General features: G+C 53.7%; 15 protein-coding genes and 1 tRNA gene. 7 read left to right on the top strand and 9 right to left on the bottom strand.

Annotation, left to right across the window (positions count from 1 at the left end; all coding sequences use genetic code 11):
* Both IM295_RS22385 and IM295_RS22380 read left to right on the top strand, forming a co-directional pair.
* A partial coding sequence (locus IM295_RS22385; RefSeq protein WP_193067346.1) for a HAMP domain-containing sensor histidine kinase occupies positions 1 to 1,347 on the top strand: 1,347 nt, incomplete at its 5' end.
* Positions 1,337 to 3,178 (top strand): response regulator receiver domain, encoded by a 1,842-nt coding sequence (locus IM295_RS22380; protein WP_193067345.1) that lies wholly within the window; start codon positions 1,337 to 1,339, stop codon positions 3,176 to 3,178. The genes IM295_RS22385 and IM295_RS22380, both read left to right, overlap by 11 nt.
* 91 nt (positions 3,179 to 3,269) lie before the next feature.
* Here the strand turns inward: IM295_RS22380 and IM295_RS22375 are convergent.
* The 4 genes from IM295_RS22375 to rraB all read right to left on the bottom strand — a co-directional run bounded on the left by IM295_RS22375 (position 3,270) and on the right by rraB (position 5,443).
* Positions 3,270 to 3,354 (bottom strand) — tRNA-Leu (locus IM295_RS22375).
* A gap of 104 nt (positions 3,355 to 3,458) precedes the next feature.
* Entirely contained in the window at positions 3,459 to 4,181 is a 723-nt protein-coding gene (locus IM295_RS22370) for a topoisomerase II (RefSeq protein ID WP_193067344.1), read from the bottom strand.
* Between the two features lie 30 nt (positions 4,182 to 4,211).
* Positions 4,212 to 4,970 (bottom strand): tRNA isopentenyl-2-thiomethyl-A-37 hydroxylase MiaE, encoded by a 759-nt coding sequence (gene miaE, locus IM295_RS22365; RefSeq protein ID WP_193067343.1) that lies wholly within the window; start codon positions 4,968 to 4,970, stop codon positions 4,212 to 4,214.
* Between the two features lie 47 nt (positions 4,971 to 5,017).
* Complete coding sequence (gene rraB, locus IM295_RS22360; protein WP_003862940.1) at positions 5,018 to 5,443, bottom strand: ribonuclease E inhibitor RraB; 426 nt, start codon at positions 5,441 to 5,443, stop codon at positions 5,018 to 5,020.
* 99 nt (positions 5,444 to 5,542) lie between these two features.
* Here rraB and IM295_RS23175 point away from each other — a divergent pair, with 99 nt between their 5' ends.
* The 5 genes from IM295_RS23175 to xynR all read left to right on the top strand — a co-directional run bounded on the left by IM295_RS23175 (position 5,543) and on the right by xynR (position 8,657).
* Positions 5,543 to 5,638 carry a hypothetical protein gene (locus IM295_RS23175; protein ID WP_213014347.1) on the top strand — a complete coding sequence of 32 codons (96 nt, stop codon included), beginning with the start codon at positions 5,543 to 5,545 and terminating at the stop codon, positions 5,636 to 5,638.
* Positions 5,608 to 6,612 carry an ornithine carbamoyltransferase gene (argF, locus tag IM295_RS22355; protein ID WP_045339574.1) on the top strand — a complete coding sequence of 335 codons (1,005 nt, stop codon included), beginning with the start codon at positions 5,608 to 5,610 and terminating at the stop codon, positions 6,610 to 6,612. Before IM295_RS23175 ends, argF begins: the two co-directional genes overlap by 31 nt.
* Before the next feature lie 276 nt (positions 6,613 to 6,888).
* Entirely contained in the window at positions 6,889 to 7,251 is a 363-nt protein-coding gene (locus tag IM295_RS23170; protein ID WP_008501376.1) for a hypothetical protein, read from the top strand.
* Positions 7,133 to 7,687, top strand: a complete 555-nt coding sequence (locus IM295_RS22350; protein ID WP_226859537.1) for a DUF3828 domain-containing protein — start codon at positions 7,133 to 7,135, stop codon at positions 7,685 to 7,687. The genes IM295_RS23170 and IM295_RS22350 overlap by 119 nt, the downstream gene beginning before the upstream one ends.
* A 208-nt stretch (positions 7,688 to 7,895) precedes the next feature.
* A complete protein-coding gene (gene xynR, locus IM295_RS22345) occupies positions 7,896 to 8,657 on the top strand; it encodes a DNA-binding transcriptional repressor XynR (protein WP_100170992.1) in 762 nt (253 codons plus the stop codon).
* Here the strand turns inward: xynR and IM295_RS22340 are convergent.
* From IM295_RS22340 to IM295_RS22320, 5 genes are all read right to left on the bottom strand, one after another.
* Entirely contained in the window at positions 8,642 to 10,252 is a 1,611-nt protein-coding gene (locus IM295_RS22340) for a glycoside hydrolase family 43 protein (RefSeq protein WP_193067342.1), read from the bottom strand. The genes xynR and IM295_RS22340 overlap by 16 nt on opposite strands.
* Before the next feature lie 11 nt (positions 10,253 to 10,263).
* The gene (locus tag IM295_RS22335) at positions 10,264 to 11,646 is read right to left on the bottom strand and encodes an MFS transporter (protein ID WP_028015325.1); all 1,383 of its coding nucleotides are present in this window, start codon (positions 11,644 to 11,646) and stop codon (positions 10,264 to 10,266) included.
* Between the two features lie 226 nt (positions 11,647 to 11,872).
* A complete protein-coding gene (yagF, locus tag IM295_RS22330; RefSeq protein ID WP_193067341.1) occupies positions 11,873 to 13,840 on the bottom strand; it encodes a xylonate dehydratase YagF in 1,968 nt (655 codons plus the stop codon).
* Between the two features lie 14 nt (positions 13,841 to 13,854).
* A complete protein-coding gene (gene yagE, locus IM295_RS22325) occupies positions 13,855 to 14,763 on the bottom strand; it encodes a 2-keto-3-deoxygluconate aldolase (protein WP_193067340.1) in 909 nt (302 codons plus the stop codon).
* A gap of 202 nt (positions 14,764 to 14,965) precedes the next feature.
* On the bottom strand, positions 14,966 to 15,418 hold the full coding sequence (locus IM295_RS22320; protein WP_028015322.1) for a YhcH/YjgK/YiaL family protein: 453 nt from the start codon (positions 15,416 to 15,418) through the stop codon (positions 14,966 to 14,968).
* Positions 15,419 to 15,455 lie beyond the last annotated feature (37 nt).

Genomic DNA, 15,455 nt, shown 5'->3' with positions numbered 1-15,455 from the left:
GATATAAATAATTTATTAAACCTACGAAATGAACTTTCAGGCATTATGGATCATTTAAGCAATAATGAAATTATTAAAGACCAAAATGATTTCTTGTCGCTTAGAGAAGAAGTAGATGGGATTGACTCCACTCTAAAAAGTTTGTCTCTCGGCACTGTTCCTAGAAGTTTAGGTAGTATCGAAAAGCAATATAGAGAATATAGAGATTTAGAATTAGAAGCAAAATCCTTTCTTAAGGTTATATATAATTCAATCAACAGCGCGCTCGAAAAACTAATAATAAAAAATGACGATGAGATAGCAGAAAAAGATTTTCGTAGTAAATCGGCAATTCTTCATGCAAAGATTAGAAAAATGTCCCTAAAGGGCAGAGAAGCTTTAAATGAAGAAAAGAAAAGATTTGAAGATACCATTAGTCAAATTAATAAGGCATTTCACGAAAAAACAGCCTACATAATATCTGATCTTAAGAGTAACAATATCTCTTTAAAAAAAGCTCTTGAATTGCTTGATGATGAGTATCAAATTCAAGATATTGAGGTCACACAAAAACTCAAGCCATACATTTCAGCTTTCGAAAGTTTAAGTGAGCAAATTGATCTGGAGGCTTTAGCTCTTGTATCTGTAAATGAGAATTCTCGCTTAAAAAAACAAGTTGAACAAGTAAATAGTTTAGCCCAACTAGGAATTACCGTTGAAATCATAGGCCATGAAGTTGAAGGTTTTGATATGACAATAGAGCGAGGTATAAAAAACCTACTCTTAACTGGACTAGATGATAGTCAGCTTAAATCATTAAAAGCCATTAAAAATGCTCACGAGTCGCTAAGTGATTCATGGCGTTTTTTGAGTCCATTAAAACTGTCAGGAGAGAAAATTCGCACTGATTTAACTGGTGAGGATATATATAAGTATGTACGCAAATTCTTCAGTAACAAACTAGAAAAAGATGATATAGCTTTTGATTGCACAGATGCATTTAAAAAAATATCCATTTATGAACAACCATCTCGAATTTATCCTGTTTTTATTAATTTAGTAAATAACTCAAGGTATTGGGTAAAGGTAAATAACTCTACTCCTAGAAAAATACTTCTTGATGTGATAGATAAGTTTGTATATGTCAGCGACAATGGCCCTGGAGTTGATATTGATGATGTTGACGAATTATTCACGATATTCTTTTCCAAAAAACAAAGGGGCGGCCGTGGAGTAGGATTATATCTTTGCAAACAAAACCTTGCCGCAAGTGGACACTCTATTTTTTATGAAACACGTGATACTAAAAAAATATTAAATGGTGCAAACTTTGTCATTCAGTTTAAAGGATTAAAAAATGCAAACTAATTCTAACTTCGATTACATCCCTCATTTAAAAAAGGCGTTCATCGATCCTATTCGCACCGTCACTATAATTGATGATGAATATCCAACTATAGATGAACTTATATCACCCGTGAAGACTGAATTCGAACCTGATAATTTAGCCAGATTGCAAGAGATAATTAAAATAAGCAGAAGCGAGCAATATAATTGGTTGCTTGATGTATACAACGGCAAAGAACAAAAAGTAAAAAAAGGTCTTGTAACGAATAGATTACACCATAGTGATCTTTTGATACTTGATTATCACCTTGATGGTGAGGATTCTGGATATTGTAGGAAATCAATTGAAATAATAAAAAGCTTATCTGTGAATCGTCATTTCAATATAGTAGCCGTGCATACAAAAGGTTATACTGGCGAGAAAGGCACAGTACAAGATGTATTAATAGATATTGTAGTCTCATTGCAGAAACGGCCAGACTTTATAAACCTCAAAGAAAATGAAATTTCGACCATAAATGAGATGATGGATGAATGGCAAATTGAAGATGATAGCATCTTAGATGCTCTTCGGGATTCAATATCAACACTAGATCTTTTATTTTTAATAAATAAATTCAATGGGCAATTAAATAATCCTCATTTCAAACACAAGTTTCTAGAAGAGTTTGATTCACTTTACCAAAATAAACCAGAAGACATTAATATACAAAAACACAAGTTATTTAAATGGCTTTCTTTAAAAAAATTACAAGTATATGAAGAGTGTTTTGCATCAGAAACATCCAGTTTCTTCGATTGGGGAGTTAAAGGTAATATTAATTGGATTAGAACAGAGGATTTGTTTTTAACGGTTTTAGGGAAAAAAGACACCCCTATTAGTGATATTCCTATGCAGCTATTACAAGCAATGTCTGACTCACGTCCTCATCCACATAAATTAATCTTATCGAAACTAAGACATGAAATAGAAAGCAAAGGGAGCTTTGCTGCAAGCAATATATTAAATAAAAAATTCTTACAGGCGGCATGGCTAAAAGAGTTATTAAAAGAAAGTAATTCTACCACTGCGATCAAAACTTCAGCATGGCAAGCAGTTACAAAACTATGGGAGGAGTTAGCATATGAAATAAAAGAAGGTTTAGATGAATTTACAATTAATCTTGTAAATTCTTTAAAAACTATGGATACTCCCTTGGATTATTTCATCGAAAAAGAAACATTAAATAATGAAGCTAACCAAGCAATACATGCAAATTGCTTTAGCTGTTCTAAGAAAATAAGTACTCATCACCTAGTAACTGGCCACGTCCTCAGTTTCGAGAGTAACTTCTGGTTATGTCTTACCCCTATGTGTGATTTAGTACCGGGCCAAAAAGAATCAAGTAATAAACTTATTTCAGTAACACTAGTGAAAATGTATGATGCTAAAGCTGCTTTAGCAAACTCTCGGGAAAATATGCGAAAAGCTCTAGAGCTTGAAACAATACCCAAACTTTCTAAAGAAGAAGAGATCAAACATATACTTAAATACTCCACACAAAACAATCTTTTATTTATTCGCCCCGAAAATAAAAAAGATGAAGTAAAAATTTTAAGTTTCACTGTTGGTCTTGATGGGAAAGCCAATCCAAAAGCAATGGATTTTTATGTGGAAAACCAAGGTGTATTTGATGCAGAAACTAATAATATTACAATAAAATATGCAGAACCAGGTGATACTGAGAATAACATCATCATCAAAGAATTTAATGCTGAGGTCGTGGCTGAATTAAGATATGAATATGCATTAAATCTTTTAAGTAAATTAGGGGTATCAAAGTCTAGAGTTGGCTTAGATTTTATAAATTGACTAGTTAAGTCCGAGTGCTTAGCACTCGGACTCTTAAAAATATAACAAACACAAAAAAAGCCGCCCTTAAGCGACTATGATTTGCATCTTTTGGTGCCGAAGGCCGGACTCGAACCGGCACGTATTTCTACGGTTGATTTTGAATCAACTGCGTCTACCGATTTCGCCACTTCGGCACTGAAGGGGATGCGGAAACGTTGTGGATTATACCTGTCGCGCGCCGCCATGCAAGCGACGACGCGCGAAACCCACTCTAAGTGCCCAAAAAACCAGCGCCCCTTCACTCCAGCTCAGACACCGCCAGACGAATCACCCCTGCCGCCTTCTGCTCCGGCAGCGCCAGCACCTTCGCCCACATATCCTGCACCATATCGCAGGAGAGCTTCTCTTTGCCCGCCGCCTTCTCCGGCATCTGCAACAGCTGGATGTCCTCGCCGTACTTATCGGCAAGTGCCTTCATAATCGGCCGCACATCCTCGACGGCAGCCTCGCGCTCGGCCGGGGTCACGGTGTGGCGGTTTTTGCCGTAGGCCGCGCGCATCATGTCGGCGTCGGCCTGCATGCGCCGCGCCATCAGGTCTTTATCCAGCATGCGCATCGGGTTGATGCCGCCCTTCACCATCGGGTAGAGGAAGCGGAAGCAGGCGTCGTCGCTCACCTTCTGGATGGCGGCGGTCTGCTCCATGTTGATGGTCATGTAGTTCACCACGTTGGCGTCCGGGGCGTTTTGCAGGCGCGTCATCTGTAAATGCAGGATCTGCGGCTGGATGGTGTCGATAATGTGCTGCTCCGGCTCGCCGGCCTTTTGCAGGGCGGCCATCTGGTCGAGGATGCGCTGATGCAGCGCGGGCTCCTGCTCCTTAATCACCTGCCAGGCGGGCATCGCGTTAAGAGCGGTATCAATTTGCGCTTCCGGAGCGCGCTGCCTGTCGAAGAAGACCCAGAACGCCACGGCGGCAGCCGCGACAACAACAATGACCGTACTGATCCACGTTTTTTTCATCTCGCATCCTTATCCTTGCGTTATGCCGGTTTACACCGGCACGCCGCTGTGGAAGCGAAACTCGTGGTCCGGTGTCGAGATAAGTGTGGCTTCAATTTCGCCAAAATGCTGTATGCGCGGTGAGATATCGTCGTCGCTTACCTGCCGGGCCAGCGCCAGGTAGTCCTGATAGTGGCGCGCTTCCGAGCGCAGCAGCGAGAGATAGAACTTCTGCAAATCATCGTCGAGGAACGGGGCCAGCGCGGCGAAGCGTTCGCAGGAGCGGGCTTCGATGTAGGCGCTGCAGATGAGCTTGTCGATCAGCGTCAGCGGTTCGTGAGTGCGCACTTCCTTCAGCATCCCTTTGGCGTAGCGGCTGGCGGTGATTTTGACGTACGGAATGTCTCGGGCCAGCATCGCTTCGCGCACCTGCCAGAAGTGGTGCAGCTCCTCTTTAATCAGCAGCACCATGCTGTCGATGAGCGCCTGGCCCCACGGGTCGTCGGTTTTGGGCATTACGCTTTTGCCAATCTGCTTATGCAGGGCGATGAAGTCCGGCTCCGGGCCGTCGCGGAAGGTGAACTGTTCGTAGGGCTTGAGCCACTCGAGCAGCGCGTCGGCACCGCTTTCGTCGGCGACGTATTTACGCACCAGCAGCAGCGCGGTCTGGGCGGCCTTGAGCTCGCACACCATGTGGTCGGTGAGCAGCAGCGGCAGGTTTGCCGGGTCGCGGGCTTTATCAATCCATGCTTGCGGGGTCGGGCACAGGAGGAAGTTGAGTACGGGGGCGAGTATCTGCGGGTAATCCATGGTTCTGCCTTGAAAAAAGCGGTGGCGCGCGCCACCGCCTGAATCACTTAGTGACGCACGCCGTCGTCGTCTTCGTCGACGTAATCTTCGTCGTCGCCTTCTTCGCCGTCTTCACCGTTTGGATCTTCGAAGTAGGTTCCCCAGCCGTCGTATTCCACCTCAAACTTCTCGGCCAGGTTCATCAGCTGTTCTACCTGCGCGTCGATCAGCTCCGCCTTCAGCGCGCCTTCGCTCAGGATGTCGCAGCAAATGACGGTGTCGCCCTCTTCCACTTCCAGCTCTTCCGGCTCGGTCACTTCGTAACCCAGCTTGAAGGCTTCTACGGCCATTTTTTCCAGCGCGTCGAAATCATCCGCAGAGAAATGGTGCTCGATGGTGTACAGCGCGTCCGGATCGCTACCGTCTTCCAGCAGTTCTTCAATAATCAGACGCGTCTCTTCGCGTTGCTCTTCCAGTAATTCCGGGTTTGCCATGGCTCAATCCTCTTTAAAGTGCGGCAGATACTTCTATTTTCACACACGGACGGGTTTGCCTCCACCTTTGTTGGAAAGATTTGTGAAACGGGGTTGCAAATGAATAATTACACATATAAAGTGAATTTTAATTCAATAAGTGGCGTTCGCCATGTGAGGATAAAATGTCTGATCTGTACAAGAAACACTTTCTGAAATTGCTCGACTTTACCCCTGCACAGTTCACTTCTCTGCTGACCCTTGCCGCACAGCTCAAGGCCGATAAAAAAAAGGGCAAGGAAGTACAGAAGCTTACCGGTAAGAACATCGCGCTCATCTTCGAAAAAGACTCGACCCGTACCCGTTGCTCTTTCGAAGTTGCCGCATTTGACCAGGGCGCACGCGTCACGTATTTAGGACCGAGCGGCAGCCAGATTGGGCATAAAGAGTCAATTAAGGACACCGCGCGCGTGCTCGGGCGGATGTACGACGGCATTCAGTATCGCGGCCACGGCCAGGAAGTGGTCGAAACGCTGGCGCAGTATGCGGGCGTGCCGGTGTGGAACGGGCTGACCAACGAGTTCCACCCGACCCAGCTGCTGGCGGACCTGCTGACCATGCAGGAGCACCTGCCGGGCAAGGCGTTTAACGAGATGACGCTGGTCTACGCGGGCGACGCGCGCAACAACATGGGCAACTCGATGCTGGAAGCGGCGGCGCTGACCGGGCTGGATCTGCGCCTGGTGGCCCCGAAGGCCTGCTGGCCGGAAGAGAGCCTGGTGGCGGAGTGCAGCGCGCTGGCGGAGAAGCACGGCGGCAAAATCACCCTGACGGAAGACGTGGCGGCGGGCGTGAAGGGCGCGGACTTTATCTATACCGACGTGTGGGTGTCGATGGGCGAAGCCAAAGAGAAGTGGGCAGAGCGGATTGCGCTGCTGCGGGGGTATCAGGTGAACGCGCAGATGATGGCGCTCACCGGCAACCCGAACGTGAAGTTCCTGCACTGTCTGCCCGCGTTCCATGACGACCAGACCACGCTCGGCAAGCAGATGGCGAAGGAGTTCGATCTGCACGGCGGGATGGAGGTGACGGACGAGGTGTTTGAGTCGGCGGCGAGCATCGTGTTCGATCAGGCTGAAAACCGGATGCATACGATTAAGGCGGTGATGGTGGCGACGCTTGGGGAGTGATTGGGTCCTCTGCGGTCTGGTGCCCTCACCCCGTCCCTCTCCCACAGGGAGAGGGAGAAAACCCTAAAAACGACAATAGCGTTATGGTCTGGCAGAAAAATATTTTTACTGCCGCTTTCTCAGCCAGGCATTAACCATAATAAGTATTTATGTTTTTATTAACCATTATTTATTGAGTAGATAATGGTTAATATCAGGTCATTATCAATTACAAAACACCGTATATTATCGGCGTAATATTTCCTTATTGCTGCATTTCGTTAATAAGGATTATTTATGTCATGGAATAAGCATGAAGCTGTGTCATACGCCCGTAGCCACGCACTAACCCATACTGGACACTATTGCGCTCGCGCAATCGCCGCCGCCATTCGAGCCGGAGGGCTTAAAATCGAAGGGGCAAACGCTAAGGATTTCTGGCGTTCTCTTGAAAAAGCAGGGTTCACAAAAGTCTATGGCACTCCCATAGAGGGGGATATCGCGGTGATTGATGCCTTGCCCGGCCCGAATCAGTACGGGCATGTCTGTATTTACGATGGCGCTGGAACCTGGTATTCAGATTTTAAACAGAGAACAATGTACCCGGGGCCAACGTATCGCCAACTCCAGCCAGCCGTCACCTTATACAGGCATTATTAATATGAATAAGCTCATCTTAATTGTATTATTCAGCACAGCAGCATTGGGGGCCGAAGATTTTCAGATACCGATGCAGCGCGCCCTTGAATTCAATCGCTGGTACGTCAAACAGGTGAACAACGATCATTATCCTATCCAGGAGGGAAATGAAATCGATAAGTTCGTTACGGCCAGTACCATGAAAAAATTACGTCATGCAGACGATCCCCGTTATGCCGATGCTGAATTTTACGAGGCTGATTTTTTTATGAAATCGCAGTATATCGGCGAGGACTGGGCTGAGAATGTGGCTATTGATTCGTATGATTCAGACCCGGTCTGTGTAAACGTGAATATCACGTTCGGCAAAAAGACCCAGCACACAGTTATTGATTGCATGGTTAAAGAAGATGGGATCTGGAAAATTCAGTCTGTCGCTGCACGGGATAATAATTGATTCCCCCGCTAACAATAATGTAGCCGGATGGCGCTGCGCTTACCCGGCCTACAAAACCCGTAGGCCCGTGCAAGCGTAGCGCCGCCGGGCAAATCAGGCGACGATGCGGCCTGATGCCCTTTCTCCCACAACCCGCTCTACTCAATTGATTTTTCACCCCGAAAAAGGTACGTTTTCGCCTTAATTCCAGCGTGGACATGCCAGCATTATGCCGATTATTCAGTCTGTTGAACGTGCGTTGCAAATCCTCGACCTGTTTAACGAGCAGGCCACCGAGCTTAAGATCACCGACATCAGCAAACTGATGGGGCTGAGCAAGAGTACCCTCCACTCGCTGCTGAAAACCCTGCAGCTTCACGGCTATATCGATCAGAACCCGGAGAACGGCAAATATCGCCTCGGCATGAAGCTGGTCGAGCGCGGTCATTTTGTCGTGGGCTCAATCGATATTCGCCAGAAGGCGAAAGGCTGGCTGACGGAGCTGTCCCAGCGTACCGGGCAGACCACCCATCTGGGGATCCTGGACGGGCGTGAAGGGGTCTATATCGAGAAGATTGAAGGCAAGCTGGCCGCCATCGCCTATTCGCGCATCGGCCGCCGCCTGCCGGTTCACGCCACCGCCATCGGCAAAGTGTTGATTGCCTGGCTGGGCGAGGCCGAGCTTAACGCCCTGCTGGAGGGCTATCAGTACACCACCTTTACACCCGCTACCCTCGCCTCCCGCGAAGCGTTAATGACCGCCCTGGCGCAGACCCGCGAGCAGGGCTACGCCCTGGACAGCGAAGAGAACGAGCAGGGCGTGCGCTGCGTGGCGGTGCCGGTGTGGAACCACGAATCCCGCGTGATTGCCGCCCTGAGCCTGTCGACGCTCACCTCCCGCGTGGACGACGCCGAGCTGGCCCGCTTCCGCGAGGAGCTTCAGCAGGCCGGGCTCGAGCTCTCACGCGCGCTGGGCTATACCGGCTCGTAAGTGAAGTAGTCGAAGTCCGCGTGACAGCCGTCGCCGCTGATGTCCTCGCAGTGCAGCCCCACAAACGCGCCGGTAAAGAAGCCGCGCCCGCCGATGTAGTCATCCGACAGCTTCCACGCTTCATAGGTCACCTGCACGGCGTGCCACGTCTCACCGTCGAACGAGTAGCTGTAGCGGTAGACCAGCATATCCACGTCCACCCGCAGCCAGACGCTCTCCGCATGTTCCGGCACCGGAATGGGCTGCTCGTGCAGCGGCCACGACGGGACGTTGTGGTCGAGCTGGATCACCTTGATGGTTCTTCCCTGCCCCTCCTCGAAATCCACAAAGCAGTAGCTCCAGTTTTTGCTGTTGTAGTAGCAGGTCAGCCCCGCGCTCTGCTGGAAGTGGACCGGCGAGAACTGCATCCGCGTCTCGGCCCGGAAGGTGAAGTGCTGCCAGCGGCGCGCCACGGTCGACTGGGTAAAGGTCGAGTTGAGCGAGTCGTTGCCGTAGAGCCGTAAGTAACCCGGGCGGGCGGTGAGCGAGCCGAGGGTGTCATCGAACGGAATGCGCAGGGTCTGCAGCTCCGGGTCAAGCGTACTGCCGTCGAAGTCATCCCGCCAGTTACCCTGAGCGGCTGCGGGCTGTTCCACCACCTGCGGGCCTTTCACGGTCAGCTGCGCGTGCTTGCCGCCCTCCACGTACGGCCAGCCGTCGCGCCATTCAATGCGGGCGATGCCGGTCTCGCGCCCCAGCGGGCAGTAGCCGCGCCCGCCGGAGGCCAGCAGCGGCACGCCGGGCAGGCGCAGCGGGCGGCTGGTGAGGTAGGCCATATACCATTCTCCCGTATGGGTCTGCAGCAGCGAGCCGTGGCCGCTCTTTTGCAGCGGATTCTCCGGCAGGTGCCAGCTGGTCATCATCGTCACGTCCGGGTGCAGCTCGTACGGCCCGTCGATATTTTTGGAACGCAGTACCACGACCGCGTGCTCGTAGCTGGTGCCGCCCTCGGCAACCATCAGGTAGTAGCAGCCCGCGTGGCGATAAAGATGTGCCCCTTCGGTGTAGCAGAGCGGCGTACCGGTAAACAGCGTTTTGCGCTCGGGCGAGAGCGTGCCGGTCTGCGGGTCAAACTCCTGCATCACGATGGTGTTGTGCGGGTTGCTGTGGTGACGCGGCCCCCACGGACGGTAGAGGTAGTATTTGCGGCCATCGTCGTCGTGGAAAAGGGACGGATCGAACCCACCGTTGCCCATCGGAATCGGCTCGCTCCACGGCCCTTCAATGGACGGCGCGGTGACGAGGAAGTTGCGGCCGTTTTTCCACGGCGAGTCGACAATCTTTACGTCGGTATAGAGCAGCCAGAATTTGCCGTCGGCGTAGCTCAGGCAAGGCGCCCAGATGCCGCCTGAGTCCGGATTGCCCTTCATGTCCAGCATCGACACGCGGTCCAGCGGCGTGCTGACCAGCGACCAGTTTTTCAGGTCGCGGGAGTGATAGATGCGCACGCCCGGGAACCACTCGAAGGTCGAGGTGGCGATGTAGTAGTCCTCGCCCTGACGGCAGAGGGACGGGTCCGGGTTGAAGCCAGTCAGGATCGGGTTAGTGATTTCCATGTTGCCTCCGGTTAATGCGATGCGGCTGTCGCGGCGTCGGGTACGGCCTCGCCCTGCGCCGCGCGGTGTTTGATCAGCTGCTGGCTGATGGCCTCCACGCGGTCGTCGGTGAGCTTATAGAACGACAGCATGATGAACATGCCCGCGTAGAGCACCACCGGCACCACGCAGAACAGAATTTTGATGGTGGTGAGCACCTCCACCGGCTGCACGCTGCTGCTGGCGGAGTAGTTCACCCAGGCCAGGATCCAGCCCACCACCGCCCCGCCAATCGCCAGGCCAATCTTCAGGCTGAACAGATAGGTGGAGAACACCAGCCCGTCGAGGCGACGCCCGCTGCGGCTCTCCTCGTAATCCACCACGTCGGAGGCCATCAGCCACTGTAGCGGCGTGGTGGTGTTGAAGACGAACAGGAACAGGATGTTGAGGGCGAAAATCAGGGCAATATGCTCTGCTGGCGTAAAGAAAATCAGCAGGCTGATGAGCGAGTAAGCGACGATGATCCACTTGAAGGCGGTGACGCGGTCGAAGCGGCCCAGCAGTCGGGACGAGCAGAGCGAGCCGAACATGGTGGCGAGGCTGCCGTAGAGTAAGAACTGGGTCGCCATCTCCGGATGATCCATCACGTATTTCACGAAGTAGAGCGTCGCCCCGCCGCGCACCACGTTGGAGCAGGTCGCCATCATCTTGAACGCGCACATGATGCGCCACTGGCCGTTGCCGAGCAGCAGCCTGAGATCTTTCGCCACCGACGAACCCGGCTGCACCTCAAAGGTGTAGCGCTCTTTGGTGGTAAAGAAGCAGACGTAGAGCAGCACCACGCCGGTCAGCCCGAGCACGCACATGGCGCCGAAATAGCCCACCTGCTCGTCCCCCTTGCCGATGATGCTGACCAGCGGCAGCGCGATGCCGCTGATGGCGAGCGAGCCCGCCGCGGCGAGGAAGAAGCGCCAGGACTGCAGGGCGTGACGCTCTTTCGGGTCGGCGGTGATGACGCCGGGCATGGCGCAGTAGGGCACGTTAACGAAGGTGTAGACCAGGGTCAGGAGAATGTAGGTCGCGCAGGCGTAGATGATTTTGCCCTGCGCGGAGAAGTCCGGCGTGTAGAAGGTCAGCATGCAGACGATGCCAAACGGGATGGCGCCCCACAGCAGGAACGGGCGGAACTGGCCGTGCCGCGTGCGGGTGCGGTCTACCAGCAGCCCCATCAGCGGGTCGGTCACGGCGTCGAGCACGCGGGAGACTAAAAACAGCGTGCCCATAATGCCCGCGGAGAGACCAAACACGTCGGTGTAGAAATAGGCCAGCAGGAACATCGTGGCCTGCCAGACGAAGCCGCAGGCGGTGTCACCCAGCCCGTAGCCAATTTTGTCTTTCATGGTTAATTGCGTCATCAGAATTACACCCTTTGGTAGTGTGCTGAATTACAACATCGTGTTAATGGAGTGTAATGAGCTGTTCAATTAACCAGCAATGGTCATATCTTATTTCTGAATTACGTTATTTTGCTTTTGTGACGCCAGCGATATATCGCAACGTATTGTTTAAATTAATAAATTAAAGATGCGTAAAAGCCGCCCACGGAATATATTCCGTAGACGATAATCACGTGAAAAATAATTAAATGCCGAGCGCTTTTTTACCGGCGTTAATTACCTCAATAATTTTATCGGTGTCATAAATACAGCCTTTCCAGGTGCCGCCGCTCACCGACTGCAATGCCGCCCACAGCCGGGTATCGTCCGGCAAAAAGTCGTGGGCGTGCAGTTCCGGGTGCGTCTGCCGCCCTGCCAGCTCGCGCGCGCCCTCTTCCGGCGTCAGCGGGTTATCCGCGGTGCCGATGAAGTTCACGCTGCCTGTTAATGTCAGGCGGTCGACGGCAATCTCGATGATATCGTTGTCGCGCAGCTTGCCAATCGGCCCGCCCGCCAGCGCCTCCGGCGACACGTGCCCGAAGCAGGCGCCCGTCGATACGCCCGAGAAGCGCGCATCGGTGATTAACGACACCGTCTTGCCCCACGAGATATGCTTCAGCGCGGAGGTAAGCTGGTAGGTCTCTTCCATACCGGTGCCGGACGGACCGCCGCCGATCACCACCATGATATCCCCCTGCGCAATCTCTTCCCGCTTGATGGCCTTGATGGCCTGCGCTTCCGAGACAAACACTCGCACCCGGCCAGTGTGGCGGTAAACGCCATCGTCATCCACCACCGACGGGTCGATCGCCGTGGCCTTGATCACCGACCCTTCCGGCGCGATGTTGCCCGTCGGGAAGCAGACCGTCGAGGTCAGCCCTTTCGCTTTGGCCTTCTCCGGCGGCAGGATCACGTCATCCGGCTCCACGCCGTCCTGCTCGCGCAGGCACTGGCGGAAGCGCTTACGGCGCTCGGACGTCTGCCACCAGTCGAGGTTCTCGCCCACCGTCTGGCCGGTGACGGTCATGGCGTCCAGATGCAGCAGGCCGAGATCGCGCAGGTGGAGCATCACCTCCGGCACGCCACCCGCGAGGAACGCGCGTACGGTCGGGTGATAGTCCGGTCCGTTGGGCAGCACGCTCACCAGGCGCGGCACCTTACGGTTGACGCGCGTCCAGTGCTCTACGTCCGGAATAGTGCAGCCCGCCGCGTGGGCGATGGCCGGGATGTGCAGCAGTAAGTTCGTTGAACCGCCGAACGCCGCGTGGATCACCATGCCGTTTTCGATGGCTTTATCGGTGAGGATATCGCGCGTGGTGATGCCGCGGTTATCCAGCTCGCTCACCGCCCGCGCCGACTGGCGGGCGATCTCCAGCCACACCGCCTGCCCGGACGGCGCCAGCGCGGAGTGCGGCAGCGCCAGCCCCAGCGCTTCCGCCACCACCTGCGAGGTGCCCGCCGTGCCGAGGAACTGGCAGCCGCCACCCGGCGACGCGCAGGCGCGACAGCCGAGCTCGGCGGCCTCCTGTAATGAGAGCTCGTGGTTGGCAAAGCGCGCGCCGATGGTCTGCACCTTGCCCGCATCTTCCCCCACGGTCGGCGGCAGCGTCGCCCCGCCCGGCACCAGAATGGTCGGCAGATCGTGCATGGAGGCCAGCGCAATCATGGTGGCGGGCAGCCCTTTATCGCAGGTGGCCACGCCGATCACCGCCCGGCGCGTCGGCAGGGAGCGGATCAGACGGCGAAACACGATCGCCGCGTCGTTACGATACGGCAGGGAGTCGAACATGCCGTACGTGCCTTGCGAGCGCCCGTCGCACGGATCGCTGACGAAGGCCGCAAACGGGATCCCGCCGTTGCGGGTGATCTCCTTCGCCGCCGCCTGCATCTGCATGCCGATTTCCCAGTGTCCGGTGTGGTAGCCCAGCGCAACCGGGCGTCCGTCCCCGGCGCGAATACCGCCCTGGGTACCGATAATCAGCACCTCTTTGCCGGTCAGCTTGTTGGCGTCCCAGCCCATCCCGGTGTTCTGCGTCATGCCGAACAGGTTGCCGCTGGGGGATTCCATCAGCATCTGCGGGGTCAGCGGCAGCGCGCCCTGCGGCCCCGCCGCGTGGGTAATCACCGCATAAAACGCATCGTCCTGTGGGGTGAAAATTTTCTCAATGGTCATCGTTATCGTCCGGCTCAGCAGAGCTTGAGCTGTTGCAGCAGGGTTTTCAGCTGCGCCTTACGCGGCTCGTCCAGCGGCGTGGCGGGCGGCAGCACGTGCGTGGAGACAGGACGACCACAAAGCACGATCGCCTCTTTAATGACGTTCACAAACGGCGTATCCAGCTGATACATCTGCGGGATTTGCAGCAGGATCTGATGATACTCAGCCGCTTTCGCCACGTCTTTATCCCGCCAGGCTTTCAGAAGATTCACCGACACCTGCGGGGCAAAGTTGCCGCTGGCCGAAATCGCCCCGTCGCCGCCGAGCAGCAGGGTATTAAACAGATGATCGTCGTAGCCGCACAGCACGGTGAAGTGCGGATGAGCGGCTTTAACGGTGAGGATCATGCTGCGCAGGTGGGCGACGGAGTCGATGGTGTCTTTGATGCCGATAATATTGCTGCGCGAATCGGCAAGGGTTTTCACCAGCGCCGGAGTCAGATCCTGCCCGGTCAGCGCCGGGAAGTTATAGAGCATCACCGGCAGGGTGACGCTGTCGGCCACCTGTTCGAAATAGCGGATCAGGTTCGCTTCCGACACCTTCCAGTAGTAGGGGTTGATCACCACGATGCCGTCCGCGCCCGCCTGCTGCGCGTGCTGGCTGAGTTCAATGGTTTCCCGGGCGTTGGTGCCGCCGGTGCCGATCAGCACCGGCACACGACGATCGACATGACCGATGGCAAAGCGGGCAATGGTTTTACGCTCTTCGGCGCTGAGCTGGGAGAACTCGCCGCCGCTGCCCAGGAAGAACAGGCCGTCAACGCCTGCTTTGATGAGATCGTCGATCAGCGCGGCGGTGCCCTGCTCATCAAGCTGGCCGTCGGCGGTAAAAATGGTGGAGACAGGGGGAATGATTCCCGTGAACAACGCGGACTGCGGCATGAGATCTCCTTGTTGAATCATTTTGTTCTACATTATAGAACAGCGTTCATTAATTTAACGATCATACTATGACGCAGAAAAAGGGGAGGTAAATGGGAGATGAGGAGGGAGTGCGGGAAGTTTAAGCTGGATCACATTATGCGTGGGTGCGGTCTGGTGCCCCAGCCCTCTCCCTGCGGGAGAGGGCTGGGGTGAGGGGAAATTACTCCACCAGCATTTTAACAACCACTTTTCTGACCTTAGCAGGCTCCCCCACCGCGCACAGCGGCTTATGCACTTCACCCGGCCAGAACACCACAAAATCCCCTTCGCTCAGCACCACGGTTTTCTCCTGCTCGCCTTCCGGCAGGAACGCGATGTCTTTATCCGCCAGCCAGTCGGTGTCCGGCGTGCCGTGCGGCAGGGTGCTGAACGTCATCCCTTCCTGGCCCTTCAGCACAATCTGGATATCCAGATAGCGCGCGTGGTACTCGGCGCGGCGCTCGGCGAACGGCTGGGTCATGTCTTCTGACACAAGATAAAACAGGCTGTTGCCGTTGATGTCATGCTTGCCGAGCGGCGTGGCGTCGGTGACGTGGGCTTTAACGTGCTCAATGGCCTGGCGCAGCGCGTCAGGCAGCCAGGACTGCAGATGGTGGATGTTGCCGATAATCATGGGAAACCTCTCGATGTAAAACAACGTTTCATTTTTT

The sequence above is a fragment of the Enterobacter cloacae complex sp. P14RS genome, assembly GCF_014895895.1.
Lineage (GTDB): Bacteria > Pseudomonadota > Gammaproteobacteria > Enterobacterales > Enterobacteriaceae > Enterobacter > Enterobacter bugandensis.
This window is presented reverse-complemented; position numbering and strand designations above follow the sequence as displayed.

Excerpts from the sequence above, each read along its gene's own strand:
- rraB (WP_003862940.1), bottom strand. The coding sequence starts at position 5,443 with ATGGCAAACCCGGAATTACTGGAAGAGCAACGCGAAGAGACGCGTCTG.
- IM295_RS22320 (WP_028015322.1), bottom strand. The coding sequence starts at position 15,418 with ATGATTATCGGCAACATCCACCATCTGCAGTCCTGGCTGCCTGACGCG.
- miaE (WP_193067343.1), bottom strand. The coding sequence starts at position 4,970 with ATGGATTACCCGCAGATACTCGCCCCCGTACTCAACTTCCTCCTGTGC.
- IM295_RS22370 (WP_193067344.1), bottom strand. The coding sequence starts at position 4,181 with ATGAAAAAAACGTGGATCAGTACGGTCATTGTTGTTGTCGCGGCTGCC.
- IM295_RS22380 (WP_193067345.1), top strand. The coding sequence starts at position 1,337 with ATGCAAACTAATTCTAACTTCGATTACATCCCTCATTTAAAAAAGGCG.
- xynR (WP_100170992.1), top strand. The coding sequence starts at position 7,896 with ATGCCGATTATTCAGTCTGTTGAACGTGCGTTGCAAATCCTCGACCTG.
- argF (WP_045339574.1), top strand. The coding sequence starts at position 5,608 with ATGTCTGATCTGTACAAGAAACACTTTCTGAAATTGCTCGACTTTACC.
- IM295_RS23175 (WP_213014347.1), top strand. The coding sequence starts at position 5,543 with ATGAATAATTACACATATAAAGTGAATTTTAATTCAATAAGTGGCGTT.
- IM295_RS22335 (WP_028015325.1), bottom strand. The coding sequence starts at position 11,646 with ATGACGCAATTAACCATGAAAGACAAAATTGGCTACGGGCTGGGTGAC.
- yagF (WP_193067341.1), bottom strand. The coding sequence starts at position 13,840 with ATGACCATTGAGAAAATTTTCACCCCACAGGACGATGCGTTTTATGCG.
- IM295_RS23170 (WP_008501376.1), top strand. The coding sequence starts at position 6,889 with ATGTCATGGAATAAGCATGAAGCTGTGTCATACGCCCGTAGCCACGCA.
- IM295_RS22350 (WP_226859537.1), top strand. The coding sequence starts at position 7,133 with ATGTCTGTATTTACGATGGCGCTGGAACCTGGTATTCAGATTTTAAAC.
- IM295_RS22340 (WP_193067342.1), bottom strand. The coding sequence starts at position 10,252 with ATGGAAATCACTAACCCGATCCTGACTGGCTTCAACCCGGACCCGTCC.
- yagE (WP_193067340.1), bottom strand. The coding sequence starts at position 14,763 with ATGCCGCAGTCCGCGTTGTTCACGGGAATCATTCCCCCTGTCTCCACC.